21 protein-coding genes are annotated in these 20,955 nt (G+C 56.4%); all 21 read left to right on the top strand.

Going from position 1 to position 20,955, the window contains the following annotated elements; all coding sequences use genetic code 11:
- The first annotated feature begins 467 nt into the window (after positions 1-467).
- The gene (rpmH, locus tag QFW87_RS29815; RefSeq protein WP_003213577.1) at positions 468-602 is read left to right on the top strand and encodes a 50S ribosomal protein L34; all 135 of its coding nucleotides are present in this window, start codon (positions 468-470) and stop codon (positions 600-602) included.
- A 16-nt stretch (positions 603-618) separates the two neighbouring features.
- Positions 619-1,020, top strand: coding sequence for a ribonuclease P protein component (gene rnpA, locus QFW87_RS29810; RefSeq protein WP_031319201.1), 402 nt, complete (start codon positions 619-621; stop codon positions 1,018-1,020).
- Positions 1,013-1,258, top strand: coding sequence for a membrane protein insertion efficiency factor YidD (gene yidD / locus QFW87_RS29805; RefSeq protein WP_074872215.1), 246 nt, complete (start codon positions 1,013-1,015; stop codon positions 1,256-1,258). The genes rnpA and yidD overlap by 8 nt, the downstream gene beginning before the upstream one ends.
- A 2-nt stretch (positions 1,259-1,260) precedes the next feature.
- A complete protein-coding gene (gene yidC / locus QFW87_RS29800; RefSeq protein WP_283189515.1) occupies positions 1,261-2,946 on the top strand; it encodes a membrane protein insertase YidC in 1,686 nt (561 codons plus the stop codon).
- A gap of 79 nt (positions 2,947-3,025) precedes the next feature.
- Complete coding sequence (gene mnmE / locus QFW87_RS29795; protein WP_283189514.1) at positions 3,026-4,396, top strand: tRNA uridine-5-carboxymethylaminomethyl(34) synthesis GTPase MnmE; 1,371 nt, start codon at positions 3,026-3,028, stop codon at positions 4,394-4,396.
- A 550-nt stretch (positions 4,397-4,946) separates the two neighbouring features.
- On the top strand, positions 4,947-6,839 hold the full coding sequence (gene mnmG, locus QFW87_RS29790; RefSeq protein ID WP_283182333.1) for a tRNA uridine-5-carboxymethylaminomethyl(34) synthesis enzyme MnmG: 1,893 nt from the start codon (positions 4,947-4,949) through the stop codon (positions 6,837-6,839).
- The gene (rsmG, locus tag QFW87_RS29785; protein ID WP_283182332.1) at positions 6,836-7,480 is read left to right on the top strand and encodes a 16S rRNA (guanine(527)-N(7))-methyltransferase RsmG; all 645 of its coding nucleotides are present in this window, start codon (positions 6,836-6,838) and stop codon (positions 7,478-7,480) included. Before mnmG ends, rsmG begins: the two co-directional genes overlap by 4 nt.
- 18 nt (positions 7,481-7,498) lie before the next feature.
- Entirely contained in the window at positions 7,499-8,296 is a 798-nt protein-coding gene (locus tag QFW87_RS29780; protein WP_008155709.1) for a ParA family protein, read from the top strand.
- Positions 8,297-8,305: 9 nt separating this feature from the next.
- On the top strand, positions 8,306-9,178 hold the full coding sequence (locus tag QFW87_RS29775) for a ParB/RepB/Spo0J family partition protein (RefSeq protein ID WP_283189513.1): 873 nt from the start codon (positions 8,306-8,308) through the stop codon (positions 9,176-9,178).
- Between the two features lie 148 nt (positions 9,179-9,326).
- A complete protein-coding gene (locus QFW87_RS29770) occupies positions 9,327-9,734 on the top strand; it encodes a F0F1 ATP synthase subunit I (protein WP_007948092.1) in 408 nt (135 codons plus the stop codon).
- Between the two features lie 16 nt (positions 9,735-9,750).
- A complete protein-coding gene (atpB, locus tag QFW87_RS29765) occupies positions 9,751-10,620 on the top strand; it encodes a F0F1 ATP synthase subunit A (protein ID WP_283182330.1) in 870 nt (289 codons plus the stop codon).
- Between the two features lie 133 nt (positions 10,621-10,753).
- Positions 10,754-11,011, top strand: a complete 258-nt coding sequence (atpE, locus tag QFW87_RS29760; protein ID WP_002555987.1) for a F0F1 ATP synthase subunit C — start codon at positions 10,754-10,756, stop codon at positions 11,009-11,011.
- Between the two features lie 56 nt (positions 11,012-11,067).
- Positions 11,068-11,538, top strand: a complete 471-nt coding sequence (locus tag QFW87_RS29755; protein WP_008027535.1) for a F0F1 ATP synthase subunit B — start codon at positions 11,068-11,070, stop codon at positions 11,536-11,538.
- A gap of 12 nt (positions 11,539-11,550) precedes the next feature.
- Positions 11,551-12,087, top strand: coding sequence for a F0F1 ATP synthase subunit delta (locus QFW87_RS29750; protein ID WP_008155712.1), 537 nt, complete (start codon positions 11,551-11,553; stop codon positions 12,085-12,087).
- A 21-nt stretch (positions 12,088-12,108) separates the two neighbouring features.
- Complete coding sequence (gene atpA, locus QFW87_RS29745) at positions 12,109-13,653, top strand: F0F1 ATP synthase subunit alpha (RefSeq protein ID WP_033059681.1); 1,545 nt, start codon at positions 12,109-12,111, stop codon at positions 13,651-13,653.
- Between the two features lie 50 nt (positions 13,654-13,703).
- Positions 13,704-14,564, top strand: coding sequence for a F0F1 ATP synthase subunit gamma (atpG, locus tag QFW87_RS29740; protein WP_283182329.1), 861 nt, complete (start codon positions 13,704-13,706; stop codon positions 14,562-14,564).
- 27 nt (positions 14,565-14,591) lie between these two features.
- A complete protein-coding gene (gene atpD, locus QFW87_RS29735) occupies positions 14,592-15,971 on the top strand; it encodes a F0F1 ATP synthase subunit beta (protein ID WP_283182328.1) in 1,380 nt (459 codons plus the stop codon).
- A 45-nt stretch (positions 15,972-16,016) separates the two neighbouring features.
- Complete coding sequence (locus tag QFW87_RS29730; protein WP_008155716.1) at positions 16,017-16,442, top strand: F0F1 ATP synthase subunit epsilon; 426 nt, start codon at positions 16,017-16,019, stop codon at positions 16,440-16,442.
- 116 nt (positions 16,443-16,558) lie between these two features.
- Positions 16,559-17,926: a bifunctional UDP-N-acetylglucosamine diphosphorylase/glucosamine-1-phosphate N-acetyltransferase GlmU gene (gene glmU, locus QFW87_RS29725; protein ID WP_283182327.1), complete on the top strand. Its 1,368-nt coding sequence runs from the start codon at positions 16,559-16,561 to the stop codon at positions 17,924-17,926.
- Between the two features lie 219 nt (positions 17,927-18,145).
- Positions 18,146-18,922 carry a DeoR family transcriptional regulator gene (locus QFW87_RS29720; RefSeq protein WP_056738517.1) on the top strand — a complete coding sequence of 259 codons (777 nt, stop codon included), beginning with the start codon at positions 18,146-18,148 and terminating at the stop codon, positions 18,920-18,922.
- A gap of 1 nt (position 18,923) precedes the next feature.
- Positions 18,924-20,756, top strand: coding sequence for a glutamine--fructose-6-phosphate transaminase (isomerizing) (gene glmS, locus QFW87_RS29715; protein WP_283182326.1), 1,833 nt, complete (start codon positions 18,924-18,926; stop codon positions 20,754-20,756).
- Positions 20,757-20,955: the final 199 nt, after the last annotated feature.

Below are 20,955 nucleotides of genomic sequence, written 5' to 3'. Positions count from 1 at the left end.
AGAATCAGCGATTTATACGAAAAAAAGACGACCAGCGGTCTGTGCATAAGCTCTGTGGATAACCGGGTCTAAGGTCATTGTACAAGTGGGGGGGAAACTCGGTGGATAACCACCCTGTGGATAAGTACCTCTTTCACACACAGCTTATCCGACAGCGCAGCACAGGGTTACCACCGTTTTCCACCGTAGTTGTCATTCTCTGTACATCATGACTTTAAAGGGCTTATGGCAGTTATCCACAGATGATCGTGTCCCTAGCTTTTATAAGCTTTACAGAAAAGCTTTAAATACTTTCCTTCTTAATTTCTATATCTAGCGAAGGAGCTCGGCAGGAAAAACGTCTGGAGATCTATTTATAAGGAAACGCTGGTTGGAAATTGACCTAGAGGCTTGCTTTCTCTAGAATCCCCGGTCTCTTAAAACGGGGGCCATTCCGGCCCGTTGTGGACGAACCAGGTAACACGACAATGAAACGTACTTTCCAACCAAGCACTATCAAACGCGCTCGTACCCACGGTTTCCGTGCTCGCATGGCTACCAAAAACGGTCGTGCCGTCCTGTCGCGTCGTCGCGCCAAAGGTCGTGCGCGTCTGGCAGTTTGATAATCCGGCACTGGAGGTGAGTCAGGACTTCAGTCGGGAAAAGCGTCTGCTTACTCCCCGGCATTTCAAGGCAGTCTTTGACTCCCCTACCGGCAAGGTTCCGGGGAAAAATCTCCTGCTCCTTGCGCGCAACAACGATCTCGATCACCCCCGTCTCGGGCTGGTTATCGGGAAAAAGAGCGTAAAGCTCTCCGTCGAGCGCAATCGCCTCAAACGTCTGATGCGCGAATCGTTCCGTCTGAACCAGGACTCACTGGCCGGCTGGGACATCGTTATCGTCGCGCGCAAAGGTTTGGGTGACGTAGAAAACCCCGAATTGATTCAGCATTTCGGCAAACTCTGGAAGCGTCTGGCACGTAGCACGCCGGTACCAGCAGTCAAAACCGAAACTGTAGGGGTAGACAGTCCCGATGCGTAAACTGGCACTCGTTCCGATCCAGTTTTATCGCTATGCCATTAGTCCTCTGATGGCCAGTCACTGTCGTTTCTACCCCAGTTGTTCCTGCTACGCGTATGAAGCCATAGAAAATCATGGCCTTCTGCGCGGTGGCTGGCTGGCCTTTCGTCGTTTAGGTCGCTGTCATCCGTGGAATCCCGGTGGTTATGACCCGGTTCCATCTATCCCTACCTCCCGTTCTTCTTCGATGGCCGAGTAATCATGGATATCAAACGCACGATCCTGATCGTCGCCCTGGCAATCGTGTCCTACGTTATGGTTCTTAAATGGAACCAGGACTATGGCCAGGCTGCCCTGCCGACTCAGAATGTTGCTTCCAGTACTACCGCACCGGGCCTACCGGATACGGCGACTGGCAATAATGCTTCTGTCAGTGACGACATTCCACGCGCCGTAAGCGATACCAGTGCAACTGCACCTGCTGAAACACCAGTAGCTGCAAGCAAAGACCTCATCCAGATCAAAACGGATGTGCTCAACCTGGCAATCGATCCACAAGGTGGTGATGTTGCGCAGTTGACGCTGCCGCTGTATCCACGTCGCCAGGACCATCCGGAAATTCCATTCCAGTTGTTCGATAACGGCAACGAGCGGACTTATCTGGCCCAGAGCGGTCTGATTGGCACCAACGGTCCGGACGCCAGTCCTGCCGGCCGTCCGGTTTACTCCTCGGAGAAGAAGATTTACCAACTGGCTGACGGTCAGGACCAATTGGTCGCAGACCTGAAGTTCAGCAAGGACGGCGTCAACTACATCAAGCGTTTCACCGTGAAACGTGGCCTGTATGACGTAACCGTTTCCTACCTGATCGATAACCAGAGCGCTCAGCCCTGGTCCGGTGCAATGTTTGCGCAGTTGAAGCGTGACGCCAGCTCCGATCCTTCTTCCAGCACGGCCACCGGCACCGCGACTTACCTGGGCGCCGCCCTGTGGACAAGTAACGAGCCGTACAAGAAAGTGTCGATGAGCGACATGGACAAGGCTCAGCTGAAAGAAACCGTCACCGGTGGTTGGGTTGCTTGGTTGCAGCACTACTTCGTGACCGCGTGGATTCCGGCGAAAGGCGAAAACAACCTCGTCCAGACTCGTAAAGACAGCAAAGGCAACTACATCATCGGCTACACCGCACCGGCAATGACTGTCGCGCCAGGTGCAAAAGCCGAGACCAGCGCCGTTCTATACGCCGGTCCGAAAAGCCAGGCTGTGCTGAAAGAGTTGTCCCCAGGTCTGGAACTGACCGTCGACTACGGCATTCTGTGGTTCATTGCCCAGCCAATTTTCTGGCTGCTGCAAAATATCCACGCGCTGATCGGCAACTGGGGCTGGTCAATCATCTTCCTGACCATGCTGATCAAAGGGATCTTCTTCCCGCTGTCGGCAGCCAGCTACAAATCCATGGCCCGCATGCGTGCAGTGGCACCGAAACTGGCCGCGCTGAAAGAGCAACATGGCGACGACCGGCAGAAAATGTCGCAAGCCATGATGGAGCTGTACAAGAAGGAGAAGATCAATCCGCTGGGTGGTTGCTTGCCAATCCTCGTGCAGATGCCGGTTTTCCTTTCGCTGTACTGGGTTCTGCTGGAAAGCGTTGAAATGCGCCAAGCGCCGTTCATGCTGTGGATTACTGACCTGTCGATCAAGGATCCGTTTTTCATTCTGCCGATCATCATGGGTGCAACCATGTTCATCCAGCAGCAGTTGAACCCGACACCTCCAGATCCGATGCAGGCCAAGGTGATGAAGCTGATGCCAATCATCTTCACCTTCTTCTTCCTGTGGTTCCCGGCGGGTCTGGTGCTGTATTGGGTAGTGAACAACTGCCTGTCGATCGCCCAACAGTGGTACATCACTCGTAAAGTCGAAGCGGCTACTAAAGCAGCTGCCTGATTTACACTGTGAATAACCACTCAAAACGCCCCCTAGTGGGGCGTTTTGCTATCTGTCACTTTTGTCTGGATAACGGCTTATGAGCGTTCCTCGTGAAACCATCGCCGCCGTCGCCACCGCTCAAGGTCGCGGCGGTGTGGGCATCGTCCGTATTTCCGGGCCGCTGGCGAGTGTTGCGGCCAGGGCCTTCAGCGGTCGTGAACTCAAGCCGCGATTCGCCCACTACGGCCCGTTCCTCAGTGAAAACGATGAGGTGCTGGATCAAGGCATCGCCCTGTATTTTCCGGGCCCGAACTCATTCACCGGTGAAGATGTGCTGGAACTCCAGGGCCACGGCGGTCCGATAGTTCTGGATATGCTGCTCAAGCGTTGCCTGGAACTGGGCTGTCGGTTGGCCCGGCCGGGTGAATTCAGTGAGCGCGCGTTCCTTAATGACAAACTCGACCTGGCTCAGGCCGAGGCGATTGCCGACTTGATCGAGGCGAGTTCTGCACAGGCTGCACGAAATGCCCTGCGTTCCTTGCAGGGCGCATTCTCCGAGCGTGTGCATAACCTCACCGAGCAATTGATTGGCCTGCGCATCTATGTCGAAGCGGCGATCGACTTCCCTGAAGAAGAAATCGACTTCCTCGCCGATGGTCACGTACTGAGCATGCTCGACAAAGTGCGTGACGAGTTATCCACCGTGCTACGGGAAGCCGGGCAGGGTGCCTTGCTGCGTGACGGGATGACCGTGGTGATCGCCGGCCGGCCGAATGCCGGTAAATCCAGCCTGTTGAATGCACTGGCCGGTCGTGAAGCCGCGATCGTCACCGAGATCGCCGGCACCACCCGGGACATTCTTCGTGAACATATCCACATCGATGGTATGCCGCTGCACGTGGTCGACACCGCTGGTCTGCGAGATACCGACGACCAGGTAGAAAAAATCGGTGTCGAACGGGCGCTGAAAGCAATCGGCGAGGCTGATCGAGTCCTGTTGGTAGTCGATGCTACGGCTCCTGAGGCACTTGATCCGTTCGCGTTATGGCCTGAATTTCTGGAAATCCGTCCCGATCCGGCGAAAGTCACGCTGATCCGTAACAAGGCAGACCTCACTGGCGAAGACATTGCCCTGGAAGTCAGCGAGGATGGCCACGTCACCATCAGCCTGAGCGCCAAATCTGCAGGTGAAGGGCTGGAATTGCTGCGCGACCACCTCAAGGCCTGCATGGGCTACGAACAGACCTCGGAAAGCAGCTTCAGTGCTCGCAGGCGTCACCTTGAAGCGTTGCGTCACGCCAGTGCTTCCCTTGAGCACGGCCGTGCACAGCTGACCCTGGCGGGTGCCGGTGAACTGTTAGCCGAAGATTTGCGACAAGCCCAACACGCTTTGGGTGAAATCACTGGTGCATTCAGCTCCGATGACCTGCTGGGACGAATCTTTTCCAGCTTCTGTATCGGTAAATAATCTTCCCGTTGTCCACAGACAGGCCATTCGTGCCTGTCTGTTCCCTCCTTTTTTTGAATTCTCTTCCAGTGCTGAGCAGATTCTTTCTGCTTGAGCGGATTTTCTGTGCCCTGGATTTGCTTATTCAGCAGTTTTCTGTGGATTAAGCCCTGTGAATAACTGCCACTAAGGGCAGTTGATAACAGGGCCTCAAAACTGAAGATAACCGCCCCTGTGGATAAACACCCCTTTCATCCACAGGCTTAAACCGGTTATCCAAGGGCCTCATTGGTACATGACCACAGGGTTTTGAATCTCTGTACATATTGAAAATAAAGGCCTGTAGAGATCTATCCACAGAAAGGCGGCTCAGTAGAAATAAACATAAAAACAAAGATTTAATAAATTTCTCTCTTTTTAATTTCTATAACCGCGACTTCTCCACAGCTGGTTAAATTTTGTGCAAAGGGTTCTTTAGGAAGGGCGAAGTCCCTATACTTGCCGCCCAGGTCCAAAAACCTGAGCTCAAACTATTCCTGATTACCTAACTGAAGCAGGCACGAGGTGCGTGGTGGATTTCCCTTCCCGTTTTGAAGTGATCGTCATCGGCGGCGGTCATGCCGGTACCGAGGCAGCACTGGCCTCAGCACGCATGGGTGCAAAAACCCTGTTGCTGACGCATAACGTGGAAACCCTCGGTGCCATGAGTTGCAACCCCGCTATCGGTGGGATCGGCAAAAGCCATCTGGTCAAGGAAATCGATGCCCTCGGCGGCGCGATGGCCATGGCCACCGATAAGGGTGGTATTCAATTTCGCGTGTTGAACAGCCGCAAAGGCCCGGCCGTGCGGGCAACCCGAGCTCAGGCTGACCGGGTTCTGTACAAGGCCGCTGTCCGCGAAATCCTCGAAAACCAGCCGAACCTGTGGATATTTCAACAGGCTGCCGACGACCTGATCGTTGAGCAGGAACAAGTGCACGGTGTTGTCACCCAAATGGGCCTGCGTTTCTTCGCGGACTCCGTGGTGTTGACCACTGGCACCTTCCTCGGTGGACTTATCCACATTGGAATGCAGAATTTTTCTGGTGGCCGTGCCGGTGACCCGCCGTCTATCGCCCTGGCTCACCGTTTGCGTGAATTGCCATTGCGCGTTGGCCGCCTGAAAACCGGCACACCACCGCGTATCGATGGTCGTACTGTGGATTTCTCGGTAATGACCGAGCAAGCCGGTGATACACCGATCCCGGTGATGTCGTTCATGGGTTCCAAAGAGCAGCATCCGAAACAGGTCAGCTGCTGGATTACCCACACCAACGCCCGCACTCACGAAATCATTGCCGCCAACCTTGATCGCTCGCCGATGTATTCCGGTGTGATCGAAGGAATCGGCCCGCGTTACTGCCCGTCGATCGAAGACAAAATCCATCGCTTTGCCGACAAGGAAAGCCATCAGGTCTTCATCGAACCGGAAGGCCTGACGACCAACGAGCTGTACCCGAACGGGATATCCACATCCCTGCCGTTCGACGTGCAACTGCAGATCGTGCAATCGATCCGCGGCATGGAAAACGCGCACATCGTTCGCCCGGGTTACGCCATCGAGTACGACTACTTCGACCCGCGTGACCTGAAGTACAACCTGGAAACCAAAGTCATCGCCGGTCTGTTCTTCGCCGGGCAAATCAATGGCACCACCGGTTACGAAGAAGCCGGCGCCCAGGGTTTGCTGGCCGGGGCCAACGCCGCACTGCGTGCTCAGGGCAAAGATGCCTGGTGCCCGCGTCGCGACGAGGCGTACATCGGAGTGTTGGTCGACGACCTGATTACTCTGGGTACCCAGGAACCGTATCGGATGTTCACGTCCCGCGCCGAATACCGCCTGATCCTGCGCGAAGACAACGCCGACCTGCGCTTGACCGAAAAAGGTCGCGAACTGGGTCTGGTGGATGACGCGCGTTGGGCTGCGTTCTGCACCAAACGCGAAAGCATCACGCTGGAAGAGCAACGCCTGAAAAGTACCTGGGTTCGCCCAGGCACCGAGCAAGGCGATGCGATTTCCGAGAAGTTCGGCACGCCGCTGACCCACGAATACAACTTGCTCAATCTGCTGAGCCGTCCGGAAATCGACTACGCTGGTCTGATCGCCGTGACCGGTGGCGGCGCAGAAGATCCACAAGTCGCCGAGCAGGTCGAAATCAAGACCAAATACGCCGGTTACATCGATCGCCAGCAGGATGAAATCGCACGGCTGCGGGCCAGCGAAGACACAAAACTGCCTGTGGATATCGATTACACGAACATTTCCGGTCTCTCCAAAGAGATCCAGAGCAAGCTCGGTGCGACCCGTCCAGAGACCTTGGGCCAGGCGTCGCGTATCCCGGGTGTGACGCCGGCAGCGATTTCGCTGTTGATGATTCATTTGAAAAAACGCGGCGCGGGCCGTCAGTTGGAGCAAAGCGCTTGAGTTCGTTGGTCACCTCGCAACACGCAGAAGAGTTATCCACAGGTGCTCGCCAGCTCGGTGTCACGTTGACAGAAACCCAGCATGCTCATCTGCTGGGTTATCTGGCCCTGTTGATAAAATGGAACAAGGCTTACAACCTGACTGCCGTACGCGATCCGGATGAAATGGTTTCCCGTCACTTGCTCGATAGTTTGAGCGTGATGTCGTTCGTCGAAAACGGCCGCTGGCTGGACGTTGGCAGCGGTGGTGGCATGCCGGGTATTCCGTTGGCCATCCTGTTTCCAGAGTCCCAAGTGACCTGCCTCGACAGCAACGGCAAGAAAACCCGCTTCCTGACTCAGGTCAAACTCGAACTCAAACTGGATAACCTGCAAGTTATCCACAGTCGCGTCGAAGCTTTTCAGCCTGATCAGCCATTCAACGGGATCATTTCCCGGGCGTTCAGCAGCATGGAGAACTTCAGCAACTGGACTCGCCACCTCGGCGATGCTGATACACGTTGGCTGGCAATGAAGGGCGTTCATCCCGCCGATGAGCTGGTAGCATTGCCGGCAGACTTCCACCTCGATAGCGAACACGCCCTGGCCGTACCCGGTTGCCAAGGCCAACGCCATCTGCTGATACTGCGCCGCACGGCATGATTGGGAACACAAGCAAGAATGGCTAAGGTATTCGCGATAGCGAACCAAAAGGGTGGTGTGGGCAAGACCACCACCTGTATCAACCTCGCAGCTTCCCTGGTCGCTACCAAGCGTCGGGTGCTGTTGATCGATCTCGATCCACAGGGCAACGCCACCATGGGTAGCGGTGTGGATAAACACGGCCTGGAGAACTCGGTCTACGACCTGCTGATCGGCGAATGCGATCTGGCCCAGGCCATGCACTATTCCGAGCACGGTGGTTACCAACTGCTGCCGGCTAACCGCGACCTGACCGCGGCCGAAGTGGTTCTGCTGGAAATGCAGATGAAGGAAAGCCGTCTGCGCAGTGCGTTGGCGCCGATCCGTGAAAACTACGATTACATTTTGATCGACTGCCCACCGTCGCTGTCGATGCTCACGCTTAACGCACTGGTTGCGGCTGACGGGGTGATTATCCCCATGCAGTGCGAGTACTTCGCGCTCGAAGGTTTGAGCGACCTTGTGGATAACATCAAGCGCATCGCTGAGTTGCTGAACCCGAACCTGAAAGTCGAAGGCCTGTTGCGGACCATGTATGACCCGCGCCTGAGCCTGATGAACGATGTTTCGGCGCAGCTCAAGGAACACTTCGGCGAGCAGCTCTACGACACGGTGATTCCGCGCAACATCCGCCTGGCTGAAGCACCAAGCTATGGCATGCCGGCGCTGGCGTACGACAAATCATCGCGGGGCGCCATTGCCTATCTGGCATTGGCGGGCGAGATGGTTCGTCGTCAACGCAAAAACTCACGCACTGCCGCTGCTCAGGCAACTTAAGGAATCCCCATGGCCGTCAAGAAACGAGGTCTCGGACGTGGACTGGATGCACTGCTGAGTGGTCCGACTGTCAGCTCGCTGGAAGAACAAGCGGTGCAGGCTGATCAGCGTGAGCTGCAGCACCTGCCCCTGGACCTGATCCAGCGCGGCAAGTACCAGCCGCGCCGGGACATGGATCCTCAGGCGCTGGAAGAGCTGGCGTTGTCGATCAAGGCTCAGGGCGTGATGCAGCCGATCGTGGTTCGTCCGATCGGCAGCGGCCGATTTGAGATCATCGCCGGCGAACGCCGCTGGCGCGCCAGTCAGCAGGCTGGGCAGGAAACCATCCCGGCAATGGTTCGCGATGTACCGGATGAAACCGCGATCGCCATGGCGTTGATCGAGAACATCCAGCGCGAAGACCTCAATCCGATCGAAGAAGCGGTGGCTTTGCAGCGTTTGCAGCAGGAATTCCAGCTGACGCAGCAACAAGTGGCCGAAGCCGTGGGCAAATCCCGCGTGACCGTGGCCAACCTGCTACGCTTGATCGCGTTGCCGGAAGTCATCAAAACCATGCTGTCCCACGGCGACCTGGAAATGGGTCATGCACGTGCTTTGCTCGGTTTACCGGAAAATCAACAGGTTGAAGGGGCGCGACACGTTGTCGCACGGGGGCTGACTGTACGCCAGACTGAAGCACTGGTTCGCCAGTGGTTGAGTGGCAAACAGGAACCTGCTGAACCGGTAAAGCCGGACCCGGATATCGCTCGACTCGAACAGCGTCTGGCTGAGCGCCTAGGCTCTGCGGTGCAGATTCGCCACGGGAAAAAGGGGAAGGGGCAGTTGGTGATAGGTTACAACTCCCTGGATGAGCTTCAAGGTGTACTTGCACACATCCGCTGAAACATTTCCTCATGTAGCGTGCAGTCGGAAATCACTACCTGACAGTTGAATAGGGGCAGAACCGCCCCTATACTCTGCGCGCATTTTGTCGGCACAAATTATGCCAAGTTATTGAATTATGGCAGCCGATCATTGGGGAGCAAAAACGATGGAAAGCCGCACGCCAAACCGCTTGCCGTTCCATCGCCTGGCAGTTTTTCCGGTCTTACTGGCTCAATTTGTCGTTTTGGTACTGGCCGCTTTGGCGCTCTGGTACTGGCATGGAGTCGTAGCCGGGTACTCAGGACTCTGCGGAGGCCTGATAGCCTTGCTACCCAATGTTTATTTCGCTCACAGGGCATTTCGGTTTTCCGGCGCCCGAGCAGCTCAAGCCATTGTCCGGTCTTTTTATGCCGGCGAGGCGGGCAAACTAATTTTGACGGCAGTGCTCTTTGCATTGACGTTTGCAGGTGTGAAGCCATTGGCGCCGCTAGCTGTATTCGGCGTCTTCGTGTTGACCCAACTGGTCAGCTGGTTCGCGCCCCTGCTGATGAGAACAAGACTTTCGAGACCTTAGGGCGTTTGAGGCAACCATGGCAGAGACAACCGCTTCGGGCTATATCCAGCACCACTTGCAGAACCTGACCTTCGGTCAGCACCCAACTGGCGGGTGGGGTTTTGCCCACACCGCAGCAGAAGCCAAAGAAATGGGCTTCTGGGCCTTCCACGTCGATACTCTCGGCTGGTCGGTCGCGTTGGGTCTGATCTTCGTTCTTCTTTTCCGCATGGCGGCAAAGAAGGCGACTTCCGGTCAGCCTGGTGCTTTGCAGAACTTCGTTGAAGTATTGGTCGAATTCGTCGATGGCAGCGTGAAAGACAGCTTCCATGGCCGTAGCCCGGTGATTGCACCGCTGGCACTGACCATCTTCGTCTGGGTCTTCCTGATGAACGCCGTCGACCTGATCCCGGTCGACTGGATTCCTCAGTTGGCCATCCTGATCACTGGCGATTCGCACATTCCGTTCCGTGCGGTATCGACCACTGACCCGAACGCTACCCTGGGCATGGCCCTGTCGGTGTTCGCGTTGATCATTTTCTACAGCATCAAGGTCAAGGGCATCGGCGGCTTTATCGGCGAACTGACCCTGCACCCTTTTGGCAGCAAGAACATCTTTCTTCAAGCCCTGCTGATTCCGGTGAACTTCCTGCTGGAGTTCGTGACACTGATCGCCAAGCCAATCTCTCTGGCACTACGTCTGTTCGGCAACATGTACGCCGGCGAACTGGTCTTCATTCTGATCGCTGTGATGTTCGGCAGTGGTCTGCTCTGGCTTAGCGGCCTGGGCATAGTTCTGCAGTGGGCGTGGGCTGTGTTCCACATCCTGATCATCACCCTGCAGGCGTTTATCTTCATGATGCTGACCATCGTTTACTTGTCGATGGCGCACGAAGAGAACCATTAAGACCAGTCTCGACTAGTCTGATGTCCCACTCGGTCAAACGAGTGGGTGCCCGAACAGGGCTATGAAACGATTTGTTTTACCGCTTTAAAATCTAAAAAACCTAAACCATACGACGTAAAAGTCGGGAGGAAAGATGGAAACTGTAGTTGGTCTAACCGCTATCGCTGTTGCACTGTTGATCGGCCTGGGCGCACTGGGTACCGCAATTGGTTTCGGCCTGTTGGGTGGCAAGTTCCTGGAAGGCGCAGCGCGTCAGCCAGAGATGGTTCCAATGCTGCAAGTCAAAATGTTCATCGTTGCCGGTCTGCTCGACGCCGTAACCATGATCGGTGTTGGTATCGCTCTGTTCTTCACCTTCGCGAACCCATTCGTTGGTCAACTCGCTGGCTAATTACTCGAACCTTCGAGTAATTGGTGTGATGTGCAACGAACGAGCGAGGTGTTGGCGTGAACATTAATGCAACCCTGATTGGCCAGTCCGTTGCGTTCTTCATTTTTGTACTGTTTTGCATGAAGTTCGTGTGGCCTCCGGTCATCGCGGCTTTGCACGAACGTCAGAAGAAGATCGCGGATGGACTGGACGCTGCCGCCCGAGCAGCTCGCGACCTGGAGTTGGCCCAAGATAAAGCGGGTCAACAACTGCGCGAAGCAAAAGCTCAGGCAGCCGAAATTATTGAGCAAGCCAAGAAACGCGGTAACCAGATCGTCGAAGAGGCTGTTGAAAAAGCCCGTATCGACGCTGACCGTGTGAAGGTTCAGGCTCAGGCCGAGATCGAGCAGGAACTGAACAGTGTCAAAGACGCGCTGCGTGCCCAATTGGGTGCTCTGGCCGTTGGCGGCGCCGAGAAGATCCTGGGTGCCACAATCGATCAAAACGCGCACGCGGAGCTGGTAAACAAACTGGCTGCTGAAATTTAAGCGAGGGCGATCATGGCAGAATTGACCACGTTGGCCCGACCTTACGCTAAGGCAGCCTTCGAGCACGCCCAGGCCCACCAGCAACTGGCCTCTTGGTCAGCCATGCTCGGCCTGGCTGCAGCAGTGTCGCAAGACGACACCATGCAGCGCGTGCTCAAGGCCCCGCGACTGACGAGCGCAGACAAGGCCGCCACGTTTATAGACGTGTGCGGCGACAAGTTTGATGTGAAGGCACAGAACTTCATTAACGTCGTTGCCGAAAACGACCGTCTCCCGCTGTTGCCGGAGATCGCCGCTCTGTTTGACCTGTACAAGGCCGAACAAGAGAAATCGGTAGACGTTGAAGTCACCAGTGCTTTTGCATTGAACCAAGAACAGCAAGACAAACTCGCCAAGGTTCTCAGTGCACGACTCAACCGGGAAGTGCGCCTGCAAGTCGAGGAAGACAAATCCCTTATTGGGGGCATTGTCATCCGCGCCGGCGACCTGGTAATCGATGGCTCGGTTCGCGGCAAACTCGCGAACCTTGCCGAAGCATTGAAATCTTGAGTTTGAAGGGGCAGCAGAGCAATGCAGCAACTCAATCCTTCCGAAATAAGTGAAATTATCAAGGGCCGCATCGACAAGCTCGATGTGACCTCCCAAGCCCGTAACGAAGGCACTGTCGTCAGCGTATCTGACGGTATCGTGCGGATTCACGGTCTGGCCGACGTAATGTACGGCGAGATGATCGAGTTTCCGGGCGGCGTCTTCGGTATGGCTCTCAACCTTGAGCAAGACTCTGTAGGTGCCGTTGTATTGGGCTCTTACCAGTCTCTGGCTGAAGGCATGAGCGCCAAGTGCACTGGCCGCATCCTCGAAGTTCCGGTTGGTAAGGAACTGCTGGGTCGCGTAGTCGACGCACTGGGTAACCCAGTTGACGGCAAAGGTCCGCTGAACAACACCGAGACCGATGCGGTCGAGAAAGTTGCTCCAGGCGTGATCTGGCGTAAGTCGGTAGACCAGCCTGTACAGACTGGCTACAAGGCTGTCGATGCCATGATTCCTGTCGGCCGTGGCCAGCGTGAGCTGATCATCGGTGACCGTCAGATCGGTAAAACCGCTCTGGCGATCGACGCGATCATCAACCAGAAAAACAGCGGTATTTTCTGCGTCTACGTAGCTATCGGTCAGAAACAATCGACCATCGCTAACGTGGTTCGCAAACTGGAAGAAAACGGCGCACTGGCTAACACCATCGTCGTTGCCGCGAGCGCTTCGGAATCTGCAGCACTGCAGTTCCTGGCACCGTACTCCGGTTGCACCATGGGTGAATTCTTCCGCGACCGCGGTGAAGACGCGCTGATCGTTTATGACGATCTGTCCAAGCAAGCAGTGGCTTACCGCCAGATTTCCCTGCTGCTGCGCCGTCCACCAGGCCGTGAAGCTTACCCAGGCGACGTGTTCTATCTCCACTCCCGTCTGCTGGAGCGCGCATCCCGCGTTTCGGAAGAGTACGTAGAGAAGTTCACCAACGGCGCAGTGACCGGCAAAACCGGTTCCCTGACCGCACTGCCGATCATCGAAACCCAGGCTGGCGACGTTTCCGCGTTCGTTCCGACCAACGTGATTTCCATCACCGACGGTCAGATCTTCCTGGAATCGGCCATGTTCAACTCCGGGATCCGTCCTGCTGTGAACGCCGGTGTTTCGGTATCCCGTGTGGGTGGTGCCGCTCAGACCAAGATCATCAAGAAGCTCTCCGGTGGTATCCGTACCGCTCTGGCTCAGTACCGTGAACTGGCGGCATTCGCCCAGTTCGCTTCTGACCTGGACGAAGCGACCCGTAAGCAACTTGAGCATGGTCAGCGCGTTACCGAGCTGATGAAGCAGAAGCAATACGCACCAATGTCGATCGCTGACATGGCGCTGTCGCTGTATGCCGCTGAGCGTGGGTTCCTGACTGACGTTGAAATCGCCAAGATCGGCAGCTTCGAACAAGCGCTGATTGCTTTCTTCAACCGCGATCACGCCGAATTGATGGCGAAGATCAACGTGAAGGGTGACTTCAATGACGAAATCGACGCTGGCATGAAAGCCGGTATCGAGAAGTTCAAGGCCACCCAAACCTGGTAAGCCGCAGCGGGAGCCGCAAGGCTCCCGCTTGCTAACCTGATAGGTGTTACATGGCAGGCGCAAAAGAGATTCGCAGTAAGATTGCGAGCATCAAAAGCACGCAAAAGATTACCAGCGCCATGGAAAAAGTGGCGGTCAGTAAAATGCGCAAGGCACAAATGCGCATGGCTGCTAGCCGTCCTTACGCGGAGCGCATCCGCCAGGTTATTGGTCATTTGGCCAACGCTAACCCGGAATATCGCCACCCCTTCATGATCGAGCGTGAAATCAAGCGCGTCGGTTATGTCGTAGTGAGCAGTGACCGTGGTCTGTGTGGTGGCTTGAACACCAACCTGTTCAAGGCCCTGGTCAAGGACATGGCGGTAAACCGCGATAACGGCGTCGAGATCGATCTGTGTGTTGTTGGTAGCAAGGGTGCGGCTTTCTTCCGCAACTTCGGCGGTAACGTCGTTGCAGCTATCAGCCACTTGGGTGAAGAGCCGTCGATCAATGATCTGATTGGCAGCGTCAAGGTGATGCTGGATGCCTACCTGGACGGCCGTATTGATCGCCTGTCCGTGGTGTCCAACAAGTTCATCAACACCATGACGCAACAGCCTACTGTGGAGCAGTTGATTCCACTGGAGGCAACCGCGGATCAATCACTCAAGCACCACTGGGACTATCTCTACGAACCGGACGCTAAAGAGCTGCTTGACGGCTTGATGGTCCGTTACGTTGAGTCGCAGGTCTACCAGGCGGTGGTCGAGAACAACGCGGCTGAACAAGCTGCGCGGATGATCGCGATGAAGAACGCTACCGACAACGCCGGTGATTTGATCAGCGATTTGCAGCTGGTCTACAACAAGGCGCGTCAGGCTGCGATCACCCAAGAGATCTCGGAAATCGTCGGCGGCGCTGCCGCGGTTTAACGGTTCAAATATTCAGAGGATCCAGCTATGAGTAGCGGACGTATCGTTCAAATCATCGGCGCCGTTATCGACGTGGAATTTCCACGCGACAGCGTACCGAGCATTTACAACGCGCTGGAAGTACAAAGCGCGGCCGGGACTACTCTCGAAGTTCAGCAACAGCTGGGCGACGGCGTGGTTCGTACCATTGCGATGGGTTCCACCGAAGGCTTGAAGCGCGGTCTGGAAGTCAAGGACTCCGGCGCAGCCATCTCCGTACCGGTCGGTAAAGCGACCCTGGGCCGGATCATGGACGTTCTGGGCAACCCGATCGACGAAGCTGGCCCGATCGACACCGAAGAGCGCTGGGGCATTCACCGTCCTGCGCCAACCTTCGCTGAACAAGCTGGCGGCAACGACCTGCTGGAAACCGGCATCAAGGTTATCGACCTGGTTTGCCCGTTCGCCAAGGGTGGTAAAGTCGGTCTGTTCGGTGGTGCCGGTGTAGGCAAAACCGTAAACATGATGGAACTGATCCGTAACATCGCCATCGAGCACGCCGGTTATTCCGTGTTCGCCGGTGTGGGTGAGCGTACTCGTGAGGGTAACGACTTCTACCACGAGATGAAGGATTCCAACGTTCTGGACAAAGTGGCACTGGTTTACGGTCAGATGAACGAGCCGCCGGGTAACCGTCTGCGCGTAGCACTGACCGGCCTGACCATGGCCGAGAAGTTCCGTGACGAAGGTAACGACGTACTGCTGTTCGTCGACAACATCTATCGTTACACCCTGGCCGGTACTGAAGTATCCGCACTGCTGGGCCGTATGCCTTCCGCAGTAGGTTACCAGCCGACCCTGGCCGAAGAGATGGGCACTCTGCAAGAGCGTATCACTTCGACCAAAAACGGTTCGATCACTTCGATCCAAGCGGTATACGTACCGGCGGATGACTTGACTGACCCGTCGCCAGCGACCACTTTCGCCCACTTGGACGCCACCGTCGTTCTGTCCCGTGACATCGCTTCCCTGGGTATCTACCCAGCGGTCGATCCACTCGACTCGACTTCGCGCCAGCTGGACCCGAACGTAATCGGCCAGGACCACTACGACACCGCTCGCGGCGTACAGTATGTTCTGCAACGTTACAAAGAACTGAAGGACATCATTGCGATCCTGGGTATGGACGAGCTGTCGGAAGCCGACAAGCAGTTGGTAAACCGTGCTCGTAAGATCCAGCGTTTCTTGTCGCAGCCGTTCTTCGTGGCTGAAGTCTTCACCGGTGCTTCGGGTAAATACGTTTCCCTGAAAGACACCATTGCTGGCTTCAAAGGCATCCTCAACGGTGACTACGACCACCTGCCAGAACAAGCGTTCTACATGGTCGGCGGCATCGAAGAAGCGATCGAGAAAGCCAAGAAACTGTAATCCCGGCGCCCGGCAACGGGCGCTAATTTAGGTTGAGGCAATCAGATGGCTATGACAGTCCATTGCGATATCGTCAGCGCGGAAGGGGAAATCTTCTCCGGCCTGGTCGAGATGGTGGTTGCGCACGGTGCACTGGGTGATCTTGGTATCGCCCTGGGTCACGCGCCGCTGATCACTAATCTCAAGCCGGGCCCGATCCGCCTGATCAAGCAGGGCGGGGAAGAGGAGGTGTATTACATCTCTGGCGGTTTCCTCGAGGTTCAGCCGAACATGGTCAAGGTACTTGCCGACACTGTGCAACGTGCCGCCGACCTGGACGAAGCCTCCGCTCAGGAAGCCGTTAAGGCTGCCGAGAAGGCCTTGCATGACCGTGGCGCAGAATTCGATTACGGTTCTGCTGCCGCACGTCTGGCCGAGGCTGCAGCTCAGCTGCGCACCGTCCAGCAGATCCGCAAGAAGTTCGGCCACTAATAGGCCACTGCTTGTTGTGCGATTGATTAAAAAGGGTAGCCTCGGCTACCCTTTTTTCTTTTTAGATATTCATAACCTGGTCGCAGCCGCTGACCACCCAGGATTGGTAGCCAGTCATGTCTTTAGAAATTGTTATCCTCGCTGCTGGTCAGGGCACTCGCATGCGATCGGCTTTGCCGAAGGTTCTGCATCCGATTGCCGGCAACTCGATGCTCGGCCATGTTATCCACAGCGCCCGGCAACTTGATCCACAGCGCATCCATGTAGTGATTGGCCATGGCGCCGATGCAGTGCGCGAGCGTCTGGCGGCTGATGATCTGAATTTCGTCCTGCAGGACAAACAGCTTGGGACTGGCCACGCCGTTGCTCAAGCGGTGCCTTTCATTAAGTCCGACACCGTCCTGATTCTTTATGGTGACGTGCCATTGATCGAAGTCGAGACCCTGCAGCGTCTGCTCAAGCAAGTAGCGCCGCAGCAACTGGGTTTGTTGACAGTAGAACTGGACGACCCGACCGGCTATGGCCGCATCGTCCGCAATACTGACGGCAAAGTGACTGCCATCGTCGAGCAGAAAGACGCCAACGAAGCCGAACGAGCGATCACTGAAGGCAACACCGGCATTCTGGCGCTGCCGTTCGCGCAATTGGGTGGCTGGATGAGCCGTCTTTCGAACAACAACGCCCAGGGCGAGTACTACCTGACCGACGTGATCGCGATGGCAGTCAGCGACGGTCTGGTGGTGGCCACCGAGCAACCGCATGACGCCATGGAAGTGCAGGGCGCTAACGACCGCAAGCAGCTTTCCGAGCTTGAGCGTCACTATCAGCTGCGCGCTGGTCGTCGGTTGATGGCTCAGGGCGTGACCCTGCGTGACCCGGCTCGTTTTGATGTGCGCGGTGAAATCACCGTCGGCCGCGACGTGCTGATCGACATCAACGTGATCCTCGAAGGCAATGTCGTTATCGAGGACGACGTGGTGATCGGTCCGAACTGCGTGATCAAGGACAGCACCCTGCGCAAAGGTGTGGTGATCAAGGCCAACAGCCACATCGAAGGCGCGATTCTCGGCGAAGACAGCGATGCCGGCCCGTTCGCCCGTTTGCGTCCAGGTACCGTGCTGGAAGCACGAGCGCATGTGGGTAACTTTGTTGAGTTGAAAAACGCTCACTTGGGCGAAGGCGCCAAGGCCGGTCATCTGACCTATCTGGGTGACGCCGAGATCGGCGCGCGTACCAACATCGGCGCGGGCACCATCACCTGCAACTACGACGGTGCCAATAAGTGGAAAACCGTGCTGGGTGAAGATGTGTTCATCGGTTCCAACAACTCGTTGGTTGCCCCTGTGGATATCTCTTCAGGTGCGACCACGGCGGCGGGTTCGACCATTACGCAGAATGTGGATAACGCGCAGTTGGCTGTGGGCCGTGCGCGGCAGAAGAATATCGATGGTTGGAAGCGGCCTGAGAAAATCAAGAAGGGCTAAGTTATCCACAGTTAATTTGGCGTCCTTGAGATAGCAATCGCGGACAAGCCTTGCTCCTACAGGTTTTAGCGCAATGTGTGAACGACGCGGACCTGTAGGAGCAAGGCTTGCCCTCGATGCTTTTATCCACAGGTCTTTTTTATCGCCCCACGCTTGACGAAGTTTCGCCAATAGGTTTTGATTGCTTCCGTTATCTTTCGAATCGAAACTTACCAAGCCATGTCGAAACGCAATACACCTCAACGGCGTCACAACATCCTCGCCTTGCTCAATGAGCAGGGCGAAGTCAGTGTGGATGAGCTGGCCAAGCGCTTCGAAACGTCGGAAGTTACGATCCGCAAGGATCTCGCGGCGCTTGAGAGCAACGGCTTGCTGCTGCGCCGCTATGGCGGGGCGATCACCCTGCCTCAAGAGCTGGTGGCCGACCTTGGTCAACCGGTGTCCAAATACAAGCAGGCCATCGCCCGCGCTGCCGTGACACGAATTCGCGAGCATGCGCGGATCATCATCGACAGCGGCAGCACCACGGCAGCGATGATTCCGGAACTCGGCCAGCAGCCGGGCTTGGTCGTGATGACCAACTCCCTGCATGTCGCCAATGCCTTGAGCGAACTTGAGCATGAGCCGGTGCTGTTGATGACCGGCGGCACCTGGGACCCGCATTCCGAGTCCTTTCAGGGGCAGGTGGCCGAGCAGGTACTACGCTCTTACGATTTCGACCAGTTGTTCATCGGGGCCGACGGCATCGACCTGGTTCGCGGTACCACCACCTTCAACGAACTGCTGGGGCTGAGCCGGGTCATGGCTGAAGTCGCCCGGGAAGTGGTTGTCATGGTGGAGGCCGACAAGATCGGCCGCAAGATTCCCAACTTGGAGCTGCCCTGGAGCAGCGTCCATACCCTTATTACCGATGATCGCCTGCCGCTTGAGGCACGGGATCAGATTCAGGCTCGCGGAATCAACTTGATCCTCGCGGCTGTCAGTCAGGAGAAATAGCATGTGTGGAATTGTCGGCGCAGTCGCAGAACGTAATATCACCGCCATTTTGCTCGAAGGCCTGAAACGCCTCGAATACCGTGGCTATGACAGTGCCGGTGTAGCGGTCTACACCCATGACCAAAAGCTCGAGCGTCTGCGACGTCCGGGCAAGGTCAGTGAATTGGAACTGGCGCTGGCCGAAGAACCGCTGGTCGGCCGCCTGGGTATCGCCCACACCCGCTGGGCCACTCACGGCGCGCCGTGCGAGCGCAACGCTCACCCGCATTTCTCCGGTGATCTGGCGGTGGTGCACAACGGCATCATCGAGAACCACGAAGCCCTGCGCGAGCAACTGAAAGCATTGGGTTATGTGTTCACCTCGGACACCGACACCGAAGTCATTGCTCACCTGTTGAACCACAAACTCAAGGATCTGCCTGATCTGACCGTGGCCCTGAAGGCTACTGTCAAAGAGCTGCACGGTGCTTACGGTCTGGCGGTGATCAGCGCTCAGCAACCGGATCGTCTGGTCGCCGCCCGTAGCGGCAGCCCGCTGGTCATCGGTTTGGGCATGGGTGAAAACTTCCTGGCTTCCGATCAGCTGGCCCTGCGCCAGGTCACTGACCGCTTCATGTACCTGGAAGAAGGCGATATCGCCGAAATTCGCCGCGACAGCGTGCAGATCTGGGACGTTAGCGGCCAAGTCGTCGAACGTGAGTCGGTGCAGTACCGCGATGGCGCCGAAGCCGCCGACAAGGGCGAATTCCGCCACTTCATGCTCAAGGAAATTCACGAGCAACCAGCTGTGGTGCAGCGCACCCTGGAAGGTCGCATTAGCCAGAATCAAGTGCTGGTGCAAGCGTTCGGTCCACAGGCGGCCGAGCTGTTCGCCAAAGTGCGTAACGTGCAGATCGTCGCGTGCGGCACCAGTTATCACGCCGGCATGGTTGCCCGTTACTGGCTCGAAGAACTGGCCGGCATCCCGTGCCAGGTCGAAGTCGCCAGCGAATTCCGCTACCGCAAGGTGGTGGTGCAGGCAGACACGCTATTCGTGACCATCTCCCAGTCCGGTGAAACTGCCGACACCTTGGCCGCTCTGCGTAACGCCAAAGAGTTGGGTTACCTCGCGAGCCTGGCGATTTGCAACGTCGGCATCAGCTCATTGGTGCGTGAGTCCGATCTGACTCTGCTGACCCAGGCCGGTCGCGAAATCGGCGTGGCCTCGACCAAAGCCTTTACCACTCAGTTGGTCGGTCTGCTGCTGCTGACTCTGTCCTTGGGTCAGGTTCACGGCACGTTGGCCAAAGGCGTCGAAGCCACATTGGTTGAGGAGCTGCGTCGCCTGCCAACCCGCCTCGGCGAAGCCCTGGCCATGGACGGTACCGTCGAAAAAATCGCCGAACTGTTCGCCGAGAAAAACCACACCCTGTTCCTCGGTCGTGGTGCGCAATTCCCGGTGGCGATGGAAGGAGCTCTCAAGCTCAAGGAAATCTCCTACATCCACGCCGAAGCCTATCCGGCCGGCGAGCTGAAACACGGTCCGTTGGCGCTTGTGGATAATGACATGCCAGTGGTCACCGTGGCACCGAACAACGAGCTGCTGGAGAAGTTGAAATCCAACCTCCAGGAAGTCCGCGCCCGTGGCGGCGAGCTGATCGTCTTCGCAGACGAACAAGCTGGCATGACCAATGGCGAAGGCACTCATGTTGTGCAAATGCCGCACATCCACGACATCCTGTCGCCGATCCTCTACACCATTCCGTTGCAGTTGCTCTCGTATTACGTTGCTGTGTTGAAAGGCACTGACGTTGACCAACCGCGAAATCTGGCGAAGTCGGTGACGGTGGAATAAGTTATCCACAGGTGATGGAAACATTGGTTTCACACAATAAAAACTGTCGCAGCTTGGAGGTCCCCAAGGATCTCCAAGACATCTAGAGAGGGGCAGAACAACTGTAGCTGGTTGTCCTGGGCGTGTTACTTGAATACGAAATGGACAGCACGTGCCTGCGGCATGGCCAGTGACGCAGGCCATGCCGGGAATGGATGGA

It is taken from the genome of Pseudomonas sp. PMCC200344, from assembly GCF_030053095.1.
Lineage (GTDB): Bacteria > Pseudomonadota > Gammaproteobacteria > Pseudomonadales > Pseudomonadaceae > Aquipseudomonas > Aquipseudomonas svalbardensis.
Note: the sequence above shows the minus strand (reverse complement) of the source record. Positions and strands in the feature narration are given on the sequence as shown.